Annotated in this window: 15 protein-coding genes; 8 read left to right on the plus strand and 7 right to left on the minus strand. The window is 42.3% G+C overall.

All coding sequences use genetic code 11. The features are described from left to right. Position 1: 1 nt before the first annotated feature. The 7 genes from ACKGJO_RS02295 (at position 2) to ACKGJO_RS02325 (ending at position 6,385) form a co-directional block, all read left to right on the plus strand. Positions 2 to 853, plus strand: a complete 852-nt coding sequence (locus ACKGJO_RS02295) for a PHP domain-containing protein (protein ID WP_411321776.1) — start codon at positions 2 to 4, stop codon at positions 851 to 853. Between the two features lie 4 nt (positions 854 to 857). Further along, positions 858 to 1,322: a 6,7-dimethyl-8-ribityllumazine synthase gene (ribH, locus tag ACKGJO_RS02300; RefSeq protein ID WP_411321777.1), complete on the plus strand. Its 465-nt coding sequence runs from the start codon at positions 858 to 860 to the stop codon at positions 1,320 to 1,322. A gap of 74 nt (positions 1,323 to 1,396) precedes the next feature. After that, entirely contained in the window at positions 1,397 to 2,224 is an 828-nt protein-coding gene (locus ACKGJO_RS02305; RefSeq protein ID WP_411321778.1) for an isoprenyl transferase, read from the plus strand. Positions 2,225 to 2,253: 29 nt separating this feature from the next. Further along, entirely contained in the window at positions 2,254 to 4,710 is a 2,457-nt protein-coding gene (bamA, locus tag ACKGJO_RS02310) for an outer membrane protein assembly factor BamA (protein ID WP_411321779.1), read from the plus strand. Next, positions 4,710 to 5,246 (plus strand): OmpH/Skp family outer membrane protein, encoded by a 537-nt coding sequence (locus ACKGJO_RS02315; protein ID WP_411321780.1) that lies wholly within the window; start codon positions 4,710 to 4,712, stop codon positions 5,244 to 5,246. Before bamA ends, ACKGJO_RS02315 begins: the two co-directional genes overlap by 1 nt. Positions 5,247 to 5,288: 42 nt before the next feature. Then, positions 5,289 to 5,816, plus strand: coding sequence for an OmpH/Skp family outer membrane protein (locus ACKGJO_RS02320; protein WP_411321781.1), 528 nt, complete (start codon positions 5,289 to 5,291; stop codon positions 5,814 to 5,816). 23 nt (positions 5,817 to 5,839) lie between these two features. Beyond that, positions 5,840 to 6,385: an OmpH/Skp family outer membrane protein gene (locus tag ACKGJO_RS02325; protein ID WP_411321782.1), complete on the plus strand. Its 546-nt coding sequence runs from the start codon at positions 5,840 to 5,842 to the stop codon at positions 6,383 to 6,385. Between the two features lie 58 nt (positions 6,386 to 6,443). Here the strand turns inward: ACKGJO_RS02325 and ACKGJO_RS02330 are convergent, their stop codons facing one another. Further along, a complete protein-coding gene (locus ACKGJO_RS02330) occupies positions 6,444 to 7,556 on the minus strand; it encodes a vWA domain-containing protein (protein WP_411321783.1) in 1,113 nt (370 codons plus the stop codon). A 98-nt stretch (positions 7,557 to 7,654) separates the two neighbouring features. On the opposite strand from ACKGJO_RS02330, the gene ACKGJO_RS02335 reads away from it, so the two are divergent. Continuing rightward, positions 7,655 to 8,278, plus strand: a complete 624-nt coding sequence (locus ACKGJO_RS02335) for a ribonuclease HII (protein ID WP_411321784.1) — start codon at positions 7,655 to 7,657, stop codon at positions 8,276 to 8,278. 2 nt (positions 8,279 to 8,280) lie between these two features. Here the strand turns inward: ACKGJO_RS02335 and rodA are convergent, their stop codons facing one another. The 6 genes from rodA to purH form a co-directional block, all read right to left on the minus strand. Then, positions 8,281 to 9,531 (minus strand): rod shape-determining protein RodA, encoded by a 1,251-nt coding sequence (rodA, locus tag ACKGJO_RS02340; protein WP_411321785.1) that lies wholly within the window; start codon positions 9,529 to 9,531, stop codon positions 8,281 to 8,283. Further along, a complete protein-coding gene (gene mrdA, locus ACKGJO_RS02345; RefSeq protein WP_411321786.1) occupies positions 9,524 to 11,365 on the minus strand; it encodes a penicillin-binding protein 2 in 1,842 nt (613 codons plus the stop codon). The genes rodA and mrdA overlap by 8 nt, the downstream gene beginning before the upstream one ends. Before the next feature lie 6 nt (positions 11,366 to 11,371). Further along, positions 11,372 to 11,842 (minus strand): rod shape-determining protein MreD, encoded by a 471-nt coding sequence (gene mreD / locus ACKGJO_RS02350; RefSeq protein WP_411321787.1) that lies wholly within the window; start codon positions 11,840 to 11,842, stop codon positions 11,372 to 11,374. Continuing rightward, positions 11,839 to 12,681, minus strand: coding sequence for a rod shape-determining protein MreC (gene mreC, locus ACKGJO_RS02355; RefSeq protein WP_411321788.1), 843 nt, complete (start codon positions 12,679 to 12,681; stop codon positions 11,839 to 11,841). The genes mreD and mreC overlap by 4 nt, the downstream gene beginning before the upstream one ends. 14 nt (positions 12,682 to 12,695) lie before the next feature. Next, on the minus strand, positions 12,696 to 13,763 hold the full coding sequence (locus tag ACKGJO_RS02360) for a rod shape-determining protein (RefSeq protein ID WP_411321789.1): 1,068 nt from the start codon (positions 13,761 to 13,763) through the stop codon (positions 12,696 to 12,698). Positions 13,764 to 13,900: 137 nt separating this feature from the next. Continuing rightward, positions 13,901 to 15,475: a bifunctional phosphoribosylaminoimidazolecarboxamide formyltransferase/IMP cyclohydrolase gene (gene purH, locus ACKGJO_RS02365; RefSeq protein WP_411321790.1), complete on the minus strand. Its 1,575-nt coding sequence runs from the start codon at positions 15,473 to 15,475 to the stop codon at positions 13,901 to 13,903. Between the last annotated feature and the right edge of the window lie 18 nt (positions 15,476 to 15,493).

Here is a 15,493-nt window from a genome sequence, read left to right on the forward strand (position 1 = left end):
CATGCTTCCTAAAGCCGATCTGCACATTCACACTACCTGCTCTGACGGTAAGTTAAAACCTGCTGAGGTGATTGAGCTTGCTAAAGAAAAAAAGCTCAGTGCCGTTTCAATAACAGACCACGATACTTATAAAGGATATCATTCCGCAAAAGATAAAGCTGATGAATGTGGTATGGAGCTTATTTCCGGTTGTGAGATCACTTCTACGATCGACGCTAAAGAAGCGCATATTTTAGCATATTATTTTGATCCTGATACGGATTATCTGGAGAAATTTCTCAGTGAACAAAGGAAGGCAAGAAGCAGGCGTATCAAAGGCATTATCAAAACCGTACAAAAAGCAGGTGTGGATGTCGATTATGATGAGGTGTGGGCAGAAGCAAATGGAGCCAATATCGGCCGGCCACACCTGGCGCGTGTTCTCACTCAAAAAGGATACGTGAGCAGTCCCAAGGAGGCTTTCATCAGGTATTTAAGTAATCAGAAGCTGGGTACTATTGAGAACACTTATCCGGATTATCGGGAGGTGATCGAGATCGTTAAAAATGTGGGCGGGGCCTGTGTATTGGCGCATCCCGGCAGGTTGTATTCGGCCGATGAAGTTAAGAAATTCATTGATGCCGGAATTGATGGGCTTGAGTGTATTCATCCAAGTCATAATTATCCATTGCAAAAAAAATATACTGAGCTTTGCGATGAACATGGATTACTAATGACAGGGGGAAGCGATACACATGAAGGCAAGGATGCGGGATACACGAATTTAGGGGTCGTAACCATAGCCTATAAACATGTTGAAAAGGTTAAAAGGATGACAACCCAGCGAAAGAATATTGTAGAATTAAAAGATTAGAATAATGGAAATGATAGAAAGTTCAACTAAACCCGGAAAAGCAAAAATTGGCATTGTTGTATCCAAATGGAACTCCATGATAACGGATAAAATGCTGGACGGTGCCTTAAAAGCACTTAGATCTAATGGTATACAGGATGAGGATATAAGTGTTGTGAAATGTCCCGGTTCGTATGAGATTCCACTTGCAGTTCAACAACTGATCCAAAACAGAGATCCGGATGGTGTGATCGCTCTTGGCGTGGTCATCAGAGGAGGGACACCACACTTTGAGTATGTATGCGATGCTGTGAACAGGGGCATAACTGATCTCATATTAAAACATAATAAACCGATAGCCTTTGGAGTTCTAACAACAAACGATGTTACGCAAGCTCTTGAACGAGCCGGCGAGAAGGGCAATAAAGGTGGTGAAGCTGCTTTGGCCCTGCTTGAAATGATATCTGTTGAACAAAAACTATCTAACTGATTAAATTAATAAACCTTGATAAAGGACGCTCAAAGCTCTAATTTTCAAAGCTTCAAAACCAGCTTGGAAAACCTTTGAAAGAGCTTACAATAACAAAACAAATACAGACTGAAGAAGACAAAAGGAACCAGGAAATTCTTAAGAATTCCGGTGAGGTTCCTTTGCATATTGCTATTATCATGGATGGTAATGGCAGGTGGGCGAAAAATAAAGGAAGTATTCGCCTTCACGGTCATAAAGTTGGCGTAGATTCTGTACGGGACATTACAGAATCCTGTGCGCAGTTGGGAGTCAAATACCTGACTCTCTATGCGTTTTCTACTGAGAATTGGGGCCGGCCCTCTACAGAAGTAAGAGGACTAATGAAGCTTCTTGTATCTTCATTGAGAAAAGAAGCTGAAAACCTCAATAAAAATGACATCAGGCTTTCAACGATCGGTCAACTCGACAGATTTCCACAAAGCTGCCAGACCGAGCTGAGAGAAGCCATAGATCTTACCAAAGATAATAAGAGACTTGAACTTTGCCTTGCTCTGAGCTATTCAGGACGTTGGGATATCACTGAAGCTGTTAAAAAGATCGCCACTCACGTAAAAGAAGGACGACTTGACCCTGAACTGATCAATGATCAGATGATAGGCGACCATTTGTCAACAGCAGATGTGCCTGATCCGGACCTTATAATACGAACAAGCGGTGAATACAGGATCAGTAACTTCCTTTTGTGGCAGCTGGCTTATTCCGAATTGTATATTACTGAAACTTACTGGCCCGATTTTCGCAGAGATGAATTGTATGAGGCCATTCGTTCCTATCAGGGTCGAGATCGTAGATTTGGGAAAATCCCAGGTTCTGAAGACGAAAAAACAGGTTCATCCCGTTTATTTAACAAAAAATCATAAGCATTTAAACAAAAGGCGTGTTGATACTTTTGAAAAGATCACTTTTTGCACTTTTACTTCTATTTGGTTTTACTTCTATTCTCGCACAAGCTCAGGATATTGAATTAACCGATCCTACCGAATTAACCCCTCGTGAATATGAGATCCTTGGTGTTACAATTGAAGGAAACGAGAATACACGAGAGCAGTTTATTATTAATGCTGCCTCATTGAATGAAGGGAATTCGATTGTTTATCCCGGTGATGCACTGAATAGTGCTATTGGGCGATTATATCGTTCAGGGTTGTTTTCCGACATTAAAATTTACGTTACTGAGAGAACGACGAATGGTATTCGGTTCCTAATCGAAGTAAAAGAACAGCCAAGGATATTCGACTATCGGCTTGAAAATATTAAACGTTCGCAACGGAGGGATCTTGAAGACCTAATCGTATTGACACCCGGAACAGTTATTACTGAAGCTGCTATTGGTCAGGCTAAGAATACCATCCGACGATTTTACAAAGAAAAAGGATATTGGTTTACAGAAATAGAAACAAGCACTGAAGATGTTGAAGAAGTTGAAGATCGTGTGCGCCTGATCTTTAATATCATACCGGGTGAGAAACTTGAGGTGAAGGATATTGATTTCTTTGGAAATGAGGAATTTTCAGACCGAAAACTCCGCAAGAAGATCAAGCCCCTGAAAGAAGATGCATGGTGGAAGATCTTTGGAAAAAAAGTTTTCAAAGAGGAAGACTTTCTAGAAGGTAAAGAGAAGGTATTGAGTTTTTACCGTGAGAACGGATTCAGTGACGCTCGCATACTTTCCGATTCTGTTTATGTATACGAATATAAAGATGGGAAAGTTGGGCTGAAAGTTGACGTTACTGTTAGTGAAGGGCCCCAGTACAAAGTTCGTAACATTACCTGGGAAGGTAATACTGTGTACACTGATGAAACACTGACTGAGTCACTCGGTTTTCGAAAAGGTGACGTATTCAATGAAGTGAAATTTGATGAAAACGTAAATATCAATAAGTCAAACACTGATATTACCTCTCTTTATCAGAATATTGGGTATTTGTTCTTTACGGTTCAGCCCGAGATAGAAAAGGTGGCAGAAGATTCTTTGGATATTCATTTCAATATCTACGAAGATGAGATCGCGACTATTCGGGAGGTGAATTTCACGGGTAATACCCGAACCCACGATGATGTTGTGAGACGAACACTTAGAACGGTGCCCGGTAACAAGTATAGCCGTCAGGCAATCATCCGTACGATACGTGAACTTGGTCAGCTCGGTTATTTTGATCCACAAAATATTCAACCGCAACCTATTCCGGATCGTGAAAATAAAACGGTAGATATTGTATATCAGCTGGATGACACACAAAGTACTTCAAACTTTGAATTTTCAGGTGGTTACGGGGGCTCCGGTATTGGTGTGATCCTGTCAGCCCGCGTTAACTTTAATAACTTCTCTATTCAAAGAGCTTTTGAGAAGGAAGGGTGGAAACCTATACCATCGGGTGATGGTCAGCAGCTGTCTCTTGGTGTACAGGTAACAGGTACCGGATATCAGAGTTACAGCTTTGGATTTCAGGAACCCTGGTTCAGAGGGGAACCGACTTCTCTTGGATTTAATGTATCCTACAACCTTTTGAATTATCGCGGAAGCAATGAAAGAAATGAACTTTTCTCAAGTTCTGTATCCATAGGACGAAGACTTAAGTGGCCTGATGATTATTTTTCGACCCGGACTATAGTAGGATATCAGTTATATGATATAGTTGGTAATCAGTCCTTTTTTGCGGAAGGTACTTCAAGTTTACTGACATTCGAACAGGTCCTGGAAAGAAATACGTTGAACAATCCGATCTCACCCAGTTCAGGATCTAAGTTCACCTTATCAGGTGAGTTTGCACCACCTCTGCCCGGATTTGCTGAATATTATAAATTCAGAACAGATTATCAGTATCACGTGCCTGTGGTTGGAAAACTGGTCATGACCAGTCAGGTTAACTATGGTTACATAGGATATTTTACAGAGGATAAACGAAGTGAATTGAAGAAATTCCTTGTAGGTGGTACACAGTTACAGCAACGGCAGAGTTTCTTATACGACAATATTGACCTGAGAGGTTACCCCGGTGGAACGCGTGAAAGTATTGCTCCTGTAGTTAACGGTGCCAAAGTAGGTGGTACCATGTTCAGTAAATATTCGCTTGAAATGAGATACCCTGCCATTGCTAACGAGCAGATCCAGGTCATTCCATATACATTTATCGATGCCGGTAATTCATATCTGGACTTTGAGAACTTCGATCCGTTTACTGTAAAACGTTCTGTAGGCTTTGGGGCCCGTCTGTATCTGCCGGTACTTGGTCTTGTTGACCTGAGTTATGGTTACAGATTGGATGGTGTCAGTGTTCCGGGATCTTCTGCTAACGTACTGCCTGGTAATTGGGAATTCCTGTTTAACATCGGATCACCGTTCTAATGAGCAATATCAGAGTCACTTTTATTCTGGCTTTATTTCTGATCCTATCCCCGGATGTAGTGGGACAGGATCAGCGGCTAGGTTATTTTGAGTCTGATCTGATTTTGGAGAATATTCCTGAATATAACAGCATTCAACAGCAACTGAACATGATAAGCAGCCAGTGGGAAGCTGAGATCCAGCAAATGGAATCGCAGATCGAACGGCTTCAGGAAGATTATGAGGCAAAGGAAATACTATATACCGATGAGATACGTAATCAAAGAAAGCAGGAAATAGAAAATAAGATCCAGGCAAAGGAGGCATACGTTGCACAGAAGTTTGGACCAGAAGGAGAATATTTCAGCAGACAAAAAGAACTTTTAGAACCGATACAGCGACAAGTTTTTGCTGCTGTCAGAACAATAGCACAACGTCAGAATTACGATTTTGTGTTCGACAGATCGGGTGACATTTATATGGTTTATGCCAATGACGCTTACAATTTAAACGATCTGATACTGGAAGAACTCGGTATTGAGACTGATACTGAATGACTATTTTAACTAATAAAAAATCATTACAAATAAACGACTAACATGAACAAGATTAAAAAATTATCTCTGATGCTCTTCACTTTCGCTATGCTATTTGGCATGCAGGAAGCTATAGCTCAGGTAAAAATCGGTTATGCCAATCCAGGCCAAATTCTTAGTGCATTACCTGAAGTAGAACAGGTGGATCAGCAGATCGAAGCCATGATCACAGAAAGCGATCAGGAACTTGCACAGAAGGCCAATGAGCTTCAGCAGATCTTCACCAATTATGAGGAAAACATGAATTCAATGTCTAAGCAGGAAAGAGGCTCACGTGAGGAAGAATTGATGGAATTGAATCAGCAATTCGAGCAGGAGCGCGAAACTATGATGAACCGCATCCGTCAGCGCAGAAGTGAACTTATGCAGCCCATCATTGAAAAAATGAATGTTGCTATGGAAGAAGTTGCACAGGAAATGGGGCTTGAACTGATCCTGAATGAAGGAACTTCATCTGGGGATCTGATCGTATTCTATGCTAATAGCGATCAGCTGAATATTACCAATAACATCATTGAAAAAATTCAATAATAACAGACAAACCAAACACTCTAATGAAGAAATTAAGTTTACTTATACTATCTGTATTTATTGCTTTTTCAGCAGTTGATACCGCAAAAGCACAGCAGGAAACTAAAATTGGATATGTAAACCCTCAAGCTGTCTTAGCTAAAATGCCTGAAATGAGAGCTATTCAGCAGCGTTTGCAAAATTTCACTGAAAGAAAGCAGGAAGAACTCACTCAAAAACAGCAGGAATATCAGTTGGCTGTTCAGGAATTTGAGCAAAAGGTGGGTGTGATCTCTGAGGAGGCAAGCCAAAGAGAACAAGAAAGACTTATGGGCTTACAAGAGGAACTTCAAATTGCTCAACAACAGGCACAGCAGGAAATTCAACAGAGAAGACAGGAATTACTTGGTCCTATGTTCAATCAGATCGGTACCGCTATTGATGCTGTTGCTGAACAGATGGGGCTTACTTATGTGCTGAATACCACTACTTCAAACGGTGATCAGATCATACTTTATGCTTCTCAAGAATATCAAAACCGTTACGATATTACAGATGCGGTAATGCAGGAATTGGGTGTGTTTGAATAATAATTAGTTCGCATATTCAAAATACTATTATAAGGCTACTCAATTTGAGTGGCCTTTTTTATTTTACATTCTTTTTTCGGTTTTGAATGTAATCTTCAAATATATAGCCACCCAGATCGTCAAGTGAAGCAAAATAGGCTTTACCTTTATTAGCTTCAGTCATCTCACGTACAAAACTTTGCAGATATGGATCCTGTGCTATCATAAAGGTTGTTATCGTTATCTGATCTCTTCGACACTTAACAGCTTCATCCAGCACTTTGTTAACTATCTTGCGGTCCAGACCAAAACTGTTCTTATAAAATTTACCATTCTCTATCATGCACGAAGGCTTTCCATCCGTGATCATGAAGATCTGTTTGTTTGCATATTTTTTACGCTGAAGGATGTGACGTGCCAGCTCCAAACCTTGTTTGGTGTTGGTGTGATAAGGACCAACTTTTAAATAGGGCAGATCATCCACTGAAATTTGCCAGGCTTTATTTCCAAAGGCAACGATATCGAGTGAATCTTTTGCATAATTATTCATGATCAGCTCAGACAATGCCATCGCCACTTTTTTGGCAGGGGTGATCCGGTCCTCGCCATATAGGATCATAGAGTGACTCAGATCGATGAGCAAAACAGTGGCAACCGATGTGTAATGATCCGTTTCATAAACCTCAAGATCATCTTCCTGCAGGTTAAAGGCATCGATTGAACTGTGGTTTAGCATGTTCATCATCGTGCCTACACTGTTTATTTGGCCTATGTCGTCCCCTTGCGTCCATTTTCGTGTCTCAGGTTGTCTTTCAAGTCCTCTGCCCGTGTGCGGCGATTTATGGCTTCCAAAACCACCTTTCTCCAGATTCTTAAATATCTCTTCCAATGAACGTTTACGCAGGCTTCGCTCCGTCTTCTTCGTCATTTTGAAACCCTGTCCCTGGCCTTCATTGTCAATGTAGCCACGCTCCTGCATTTCTTCGATGAAATCGCCCAAAGAGTAGCCATCCTCAAACTGATCCGTGATGTTGTATTCGTTATCCAAGTCTGTTAGCCAGCTGAGACCTTGTTTAACATCTCCACTCGATATGGTAAGTAACTGTTGGAAAAGATCCCATAAAGTGTCGAAAGGAGATTTACCGGCTCTCTTGGCGAAACGTTCGTCCCACTCGAAATATTTAAAATGCATATCTTTCCTTTTCTTAATCAAATACTTCCACCGCCAAATGAGTTCCATTAGATTGTAGAAATCTGCAGCGGGATAGCAATATCATTATGAAAAAATAAATGAGTAAAAGACTAAAATTTGAGCGACAACTATGGAGCGAGGGTTACGAAAGGATCATTGGTCTTGATGAGGTGGGCAGAGGTTGCCTTGCAGGTCCTGTAGTGGCAGCAGGGGTAGTGTTTGAGGAAGGTACAGATATTCCTCAGATAAGAGACAGTAAAGATATAGGAGAAAAAGAACGGGTTGAACTGAGTATAAAGATTAAACAAGAGGCGTTATATTGGTCGGTTCAGGAAGGTAGTATTGATGAGATCAGTGACCTGAACATACTTTGGGCTTCCCTGAATACCATGCAAAAATGTGTGAATGCAATTGATCCGGCTCCTGATTATATATTGGTGGATGGGAACAGGTATATTGCCTCAATGATCCCATTTACTTGCCTGATCAAGGGTGACGATCGTTCAATGAGTATAGCTGCTGCCTCAATTCTGGCTAAGGTATATCGTGACGATTTGATGAAAAGGCTACATGATAAGTATCCTGAATACGGATGGAATACCAATGTGGGTTATCCAACAGCTACCCATAAAAAGGCTTTAAAAACCCATGGATATACGGAATATCATAGAACAAGCTTCAGGCTGGGAACCAAAAAGATCAGAAATAAACAAGATCATTAAAGCTAACGGTATATACTGAACTCCCGCTTGTGAAAATCCATGTTAAGGCAAATGGCCAGCATGATGGTGTTGGTCAAAAAGGCTGATCCGCCGTAACTGATAAAGGGAAGTGGTAACCCGATAACAGGCAGCAAGGCAGATGCACTTCCAACATTTATAAAAAAGTGAATGAAGAATACTGATGTGATACTGACCGTAACTAACTGAGCAAAAGGGTGTTTGTGATTACCGGCCATGTTCAGCAGTCTGACAAATAGAAATATAAACATTACTATCACAATTGTTGAGCCTATAAAGCCGAACTCCTCTCCAATTACACAGAAGATAAAATCAGTCCACTGTTCGGGCAGGAACTTAAGTTGAGTTTGTGTTCCTTCCAGAAACCCTTTACCGGTCAAGCCACCCGAACCAATAGCTGTTTTAGCCTGAATGACATTCCAACCGGCTCCGGTGGGGTCATAGTTTGGATTGGTGAAGGCAGCGATCCTTGCGATCTGATGCGGTTGCAGTAATTGATTTAATGCCACTTGAACTCCTGACACCGTAAGAAAACCGCTGATAAAAGCTGTCACAGTCAACCAAACGCTGCGTTGTATGAAAAAGATAAAGGCGGTTAAAAGAATGGCGGCTGCCAGTCCATAATACCATTGTATTACCGTCAGATAAGCAATAACAGCCGGAGAAATTATAAACAGAGAGACTCCATAAGGTAATCCCGACCAAAACAACATCACGGGGATGAGAGATAAAAAGATCAGGGCAGTTCCAAGGTCGTTCTGCATAAATACCAGTATCGTAGGGATCATGATGAGACCTACGGCAGTAAGGGCATAGCGAACATTCTCGGCAGAAATATCCCGGCGGCTTGTGAGATAATTAGCCGTAGCAAGTATAGTGGCTATTTTCATTAACTCACTCGGCTGTAGATTTGCAGGGCCTATTCGCAGCCAGCTCTTAGCCCCATTAATTTCAGTTCCAAATATGAGAGTAAGGATCATGAGCAGGATGCCAACCCCATACGCCAAATAAGACAACTCTATAAAAGCCCTTGGTGAGATGAACTGAATGGAGATCAGGGCAAACAAAGATATGATCACCCATATAACCTGCTTAAAAAAGTTGTTTTGGATATAAGTCTCAAGATATTGAGAAACTGGGCCTTGTGTGGCACTGTAGATCGCAATCAGACCGATAACAGCCAGGATGATCCAGGTAAAAAACACCGACCAGCTGAATTCTCTTACATTATTCATTCTCTAACAACTCCGAATCTGTAGGGCGCGACACAAAGTTAAGCACGTAATTATACACATAGTTTCTCGATATCTCGCCTTCTATATATTTTTCGATCAAAACAGCTGCTACCGGAGCTGCTGAAATTGACCCGTAACCACCGTTTTCAATAAGTACACTGACAACGATCTGAGGGTCGTCGAAGGGTGCAAAAGAGGTAAACCAGCCATGATCCCTGCCATGAGGATTTTGCGCAGTCCCTGTTTTACCGGCAGTGGGTACCTCTGAATTATTGGTGTAATAGCGGCTTGGACCCTCTGAAACTACTTTTCTCATGCCGGATCTGACAACCCCTAAATTTTCTTCAGTTACCCATTCGATCTTATCCAAATTTGGCGCATTTTCTATGATCTTACCATCAGGCGTTCTGGTATCCCTAACAATATGAGGATCAACACGGTAACCACCGTTAGCAATTACGCTTGTCATTTGTGCTACTTGAAGGGGTGATAAGGATAACAATCCTTGACCGATTCCCATGCTTAGTATATCACCAACTCCCCACCTGTTTTCACCAAATGTTCTGTTCATATATGAACTATCAGGTACAATACCATTCGAAGCAAATGGAAGATCGATCGGGTTTGAAACGCCAAGACCAAGATCGTTCAGCATTTCACTCCACTGATTCAAATATCCGTCCGTTGCGATCTGATCCATCAGTGAGAAAAAGTAGGTGTTACTTGAATTGGCTATGGCAGACTCAAGTTTGTATTCGCCAATTGGAGCCGTATCTCTGTAAGGTCGGCCTCTCATATAGGCACCGCTATTGTACACCGTTGTGGTTGTATCTATAAATCCAAGGTGCAGGCCAATTAGTCCCATGATAGGTTTGAAGGTTGAACCGGGAGGCTGCCTGCCTGAAATAGCTCGGTTATAAAGTGGTGTAAGCGTATCGGCATTAATGGATTGCCAATAATCCATATCTAAACGGCCGGCAAGCTTTTTCAGGTCATAGTCAGGAGAGCTTACCATTGCAAGTATTCCACCGGTCTTAGGATCCATAGCTACCAAAGCGCCTTTTTTTCCTGCCATCAATTCCTCTGCCAGAACCTGAAGATCAGTATCGATCGTAGTATAGATATCAGAGCCCTGCACAGGATGTTGGACTAATGTAGAATCTTCAAAATCACTCAGGGTCTGTCCAAGCGCATTCACTCTCAGGTATTTTATTCCATCATCTCCCCTCAAAGTATCTTCATAGGTCATTTCGAGTCCACTCTTACCAACTTTATCCCCAAGCTTAAGCCTGCTGGTGTTGCGATATTCGCTTTCACTGGCTTCTCTCAGATATCCAAAAAGGTGCGACCCGTTGAAATCAGTTGGGTAATGCCGTTTACTTTCAATTTGGTGTCCGATTCCGGGCAATTGCCAAAGGTTTTCCTGTATGGCTGAAAAGCGAGCAAAATCAATTTCTGTTATCAGTCTTGATGTACGATACCATGAATAACGTTGTGCTTCCTGAACGCGTGCCGTCAACAATGAGTCAGATACATTCAGAATATCGGCCAGCAGTGGCAGTTTATCCTTGTCAAACAGGGAGGGGGTGATAGTGATGGAATAGATCGGTTCGTTATCTACAATGAGCCTTCCGTTTCGGTCGTAGATCAAGCCCCTTGCGGCATCAACGTATTCCTGTCTGACTGAGTTTTCCTGACCGAGAGCAGCATAAACTTCATATTCTACGATCTGCAGATAAAAAACTCTTCCCAATACAACCAGCGTCAGGCCGATAATGATGACCTGTAGAGCACGGATGGAAGTCCTTGTTCTGTTTGTTTGAGAGATTGACATCCTTTATTAATTGCCTTTAAATATAAATAACATAGCACCCAGGGTGGCAGTGTATAAACTGTTAAGCAGGAGAAAAATTATGGGTGAAAATCCTGAACTATAGGCATCAATAAAACTACTGAGTCCTAAAAAGATCAAGTTGTGGAAAAAAGCACACATAAGGATCACTAAAAAAATTTGCCAGACCAATAAACGGCTTTCTCTCTGCCGGCTCAGGAAATTATGGGCGAAGAACATTAGCAGTACTTTTGAGAACATGTTAAGCCCCCAGAAATCGAATAGGGCATCCTGAAAAAAGGCCAGTACAGCAGTGATGATCACGAGCTGTACTCTATCATATTTCATGGCAATCCATAGTAAAAAGATAAGCAGCGGATCAGGTGTGGCACCAAAAAAGCTCAGATGCTGAAATATCAAAACTTCTACGATGACGAAGCTCAAGCCAATTATAAGATCTTTTACGATTTCTTTGTTCATTCAAACAACTGATTATACATTTCTTTCAGAATGATGATACTTGAGTCGGGTTCAAACTTGATGATGAATCCCTGTGCAAGATCTGACAGGCTTGAATAGGGTTCCAGATATATGCGTTGAGTCTGCTGTCCTTGTTCGGGCTCAGCTCGAATAACACGCCCAATCGGAATACCGGGTGGAAATTGGTTGCTGCTGCCGGATGTTTCAATTACGTAACCTGAATCAACCGAGACTGTTTTCGGTACAAACTCCATCACCAGCTCACCATAACGTTCTCCGGTCCAGCTTACTATTCCATTTGCCTGATTTTCCTGAATACGGGCACTTACCCGGAACAGGGAATTGTAATAGGGCATTACCTGTGAATAATATTTACCGGTCAGAACGATCTTTCCGACCAAGCCATCAGAGGAAACGAGAGGCATATTTTTCTTTAAGCCATCTTCTGTACCTGAATCCACCGTAAAAGTATTATTTTTTCCATTCAGCTGTTTACTGACAATGAGTACAGGCTGAAGATCAAAATCGCTTCGGTTTTGATAACCAAGTAAACTCCGCAGTTCTCTATTTTCCTGTTCAATGGCACGAAGGCGGCTCAGTTCATCCTGAAGCAGTATATTCTGACGCTGTAAATAAGTGTTGGTATTAAGAGCCTGACGGTATATCCGTATGTTAGCCAGGGGTTCTTCAAGTAAACTAAGCGAAGTAACTGAGACAGTGCGTAGCGTATCTATGCCACCCTGATGTCTGCTGATAGCCAGTGCAAAAGCAAAGATCAGAAGCAGGGCAGTAATTATGTAATCCTTGGCATCACTTAGTTTTAACGATCTAAGTCGCATTCATTATTGGGGTATTAAGAAATTACCGGGCGGTAATATTCAAGATTTTCGAGTATGGCACCGGTACCTCTTACAACAGCTGTGAGAGGGTCTTCGGCAATATGAACAGGAAGGTCAGTGGTCTCCATGATCAACTTATCCAGGTTCTTAAGCAACGCACCGCCGCCGGTCAACATGATACCGCGGTCAAGAATATCGGCTGAGAGCTCGGGAGGAGTTTGCTCAAGGGATTTAGTAATAGACTCAACAATAGTGTTAACAGATTCAGCAATAGCTTCCCTGGCGTCTTTTGATGTAATGTGGCGTGTTCTTGGAACACCGTTCACGAGATCGCGACCTTTTGTGATCATTTCAAGTTCCTCATCCAGCGGAGCGGCAGAACCGATCTCACACTTGATCTTTTCAGCGGTTCTTTCACCGATCAGAAGGTTGTGATTTCTTCGGAAGTAATTGATAATGTCTTCATTCAGCTCATCACCGCCCAATCGTACAGATTGTGCATAGACCACACCTGAAAGTGCAATAACAGCGATCTCTGTGGTGCCACCTCCGATGTCAACGATCATGCTTCCAACCGGTTCGTGCACGTCCAGGCCAATACCGATAGCGGCGGCCATAGGCTCATCTACCAAATATACTTCCTTGGCACCGGCGTGTTCAGCACTGTCACGAACGGCTCTTCGTTCAACTTCAGTGATCCCGCTAGGCACGCAGATCACCATCTGCCGGGTTGTAGAATACCACTTCATTTTAACTTTTTTGATCATGCCGCGGATCATCTGCTCAGCCACTTCAAAATCAGCAATCACACCATCGCGAAGCGGGCGTACGGTCCTGATCTTACTGTGTGTCTTTTCATGCATGAGTCGGGCTTCATGGCCGGTTGCAACCGGAACATTTTGCTGATTCAGAGCAACAATGGATGGTTCATTCAAAACAATTCCTTCACCTCTTGAATAGATCAGGGTGTTGGCAGTACCCAGGTCCATTGCTATATCTGTATAAAGAAAATCGAAGAACCCCTTCTTTTGAGGTTGTTTTTTACTGTTTTCTGAAGTGTTTACTTCGCGGGAATCTGACATTTGTGACCGTTAGAATATTTGTGCGTTGGGATATAGATGAAAAAGAAAATACAATAATGAATGTGTATTTGCGAATGTATAAAAACCTAAAATTCAGAAATTTTGAAATCGTCTGTTTATTACCTGAATTTGCTAAATCAATGTCTGAAATGACGTTTACCGGTTAATACCATAGCCATATCAAATTCATCGGCTTTGGCGATCACTTCCTCATCCCTGATGCTTCCGCCGGGTTGAATCACGGCAGTGGCTCCGGCACTGGCGGCAGCTTCAACTCCGTCAGCAAAGGGGAAGAAAGCATCGGAAGCAATAGCCGAACCGGACAGGTCCAATCCTTCCTTGGTGGCTTTGGCCACGGCAATTTCTGATGAATCGACGCGGCTGGTTTGTCCGGAGCCAATACCCAGTGTTCTTCCATCCTTGGCATAAACAATGGCATTTGATTTAATATGGCGAACCACTTTCCATGAAAATAAAAGGTCTTTCAATTCCTGATCTGTTGGCTTTCTTTTACTTACCACCCTGAATTCATTCGGATCAGCCGGCAATAGGTCTGCTTGCTGATTCAGAAATCCTCCAAAAATGGATCTGAATGATGAGGCTTGTACTTCACTTACCGACTTTTTGATCCGTATTAATCTTCGGTTTTTTTTCTGTGTCAATAACCCGAGTGATTTTTCACTGAAAGATGGTGCAATGATGATCTCAGTGAAGATCTCGTCGATGGCTTTTGCTGTTTCAAGATCCAGTTCCTGATTCACAACTACGATGCCACCAAATGGAGATACACGATCGGTACTGAAAGCTTTTTCATAAGCTGACTTCAGTGAGTCTCCAACGCCAACTCCGGAAGGGATCGTATGCTTGATGATGGCACAGGCTATTTCTTCGTCACTGAAATCTGAAATGATATTCAGGGCAGAGTCGACGTCCAGATAGTTGTTGTAGCTAAGTTGCTTCCCATGAAAGCAATCGATGTAAGATTCCTGATCACCGTATACTGCTGCTTTCTGATGGGGATTCTCTCCGTAACGAAGCTCCTGTGAAAGGGGGAGAGAAATATTGATCTGTTTAGCCGGCTCTTCATCGATCAATTGTGTGAAATAGTTCGTAATAGCTGCATCGTAATCAGCAGTGTGAGCAAAAGCAGCTTTAGCAAATTGGCGTCTGCTTTCAATGGAAACCGCCATTTTTTCTTCCAATTCTTCAATGAACTCATTGTATTGTGAGGGAGAACTCAAAATAGCAACATGTGCAAAGTTCTTGGCAGCTGCCCTGATCATCGTAGGACCACCAATATCAATGAATTCCGTGGCTTCTGCTTCCGTAACGTCCGGTTCTGCCACTTTTTCCTTAAAAGGGTAGAGATTTACCACTACCAGTTCAATTGGGGTGATACCCAGTTCATTGATCTCTTCCACGTCCGGATCATAAGAAGTCCGTGCCAGAATTCCACCGTGAACCATTGGGTGCAGGGTCTTGATTCGTCCATCCAGGCATTCTTCAAAGCCCGTGATCTCTGATACATCTTTAACAGGTATGCCTTCTGCTTCTATGGCTTTGGCGGTTCCACCGGTAGAAATGATCTCAACGCCTGACGCATGCAGGGCTTTTACCAGTTCCGGAAGACCGGTTTTATCGGAAACTGAAATCAGTGCACGTTTAATTTTTAAGGGAGTGGCAGGGAGAGAAGAAAGGGGCTTAAGTGACACGGTGTGTTTTTTATTTCA

The sequence above is a fragment of the Gracilimonas qinghaiensis genome, from assembly GCF_046602855.1.
Classification (GTDB): domain Bacteria; phylum Bacteroidota; class Rhodothermia; order Balneolales; family Balneolaceae; genus Gracilimonas.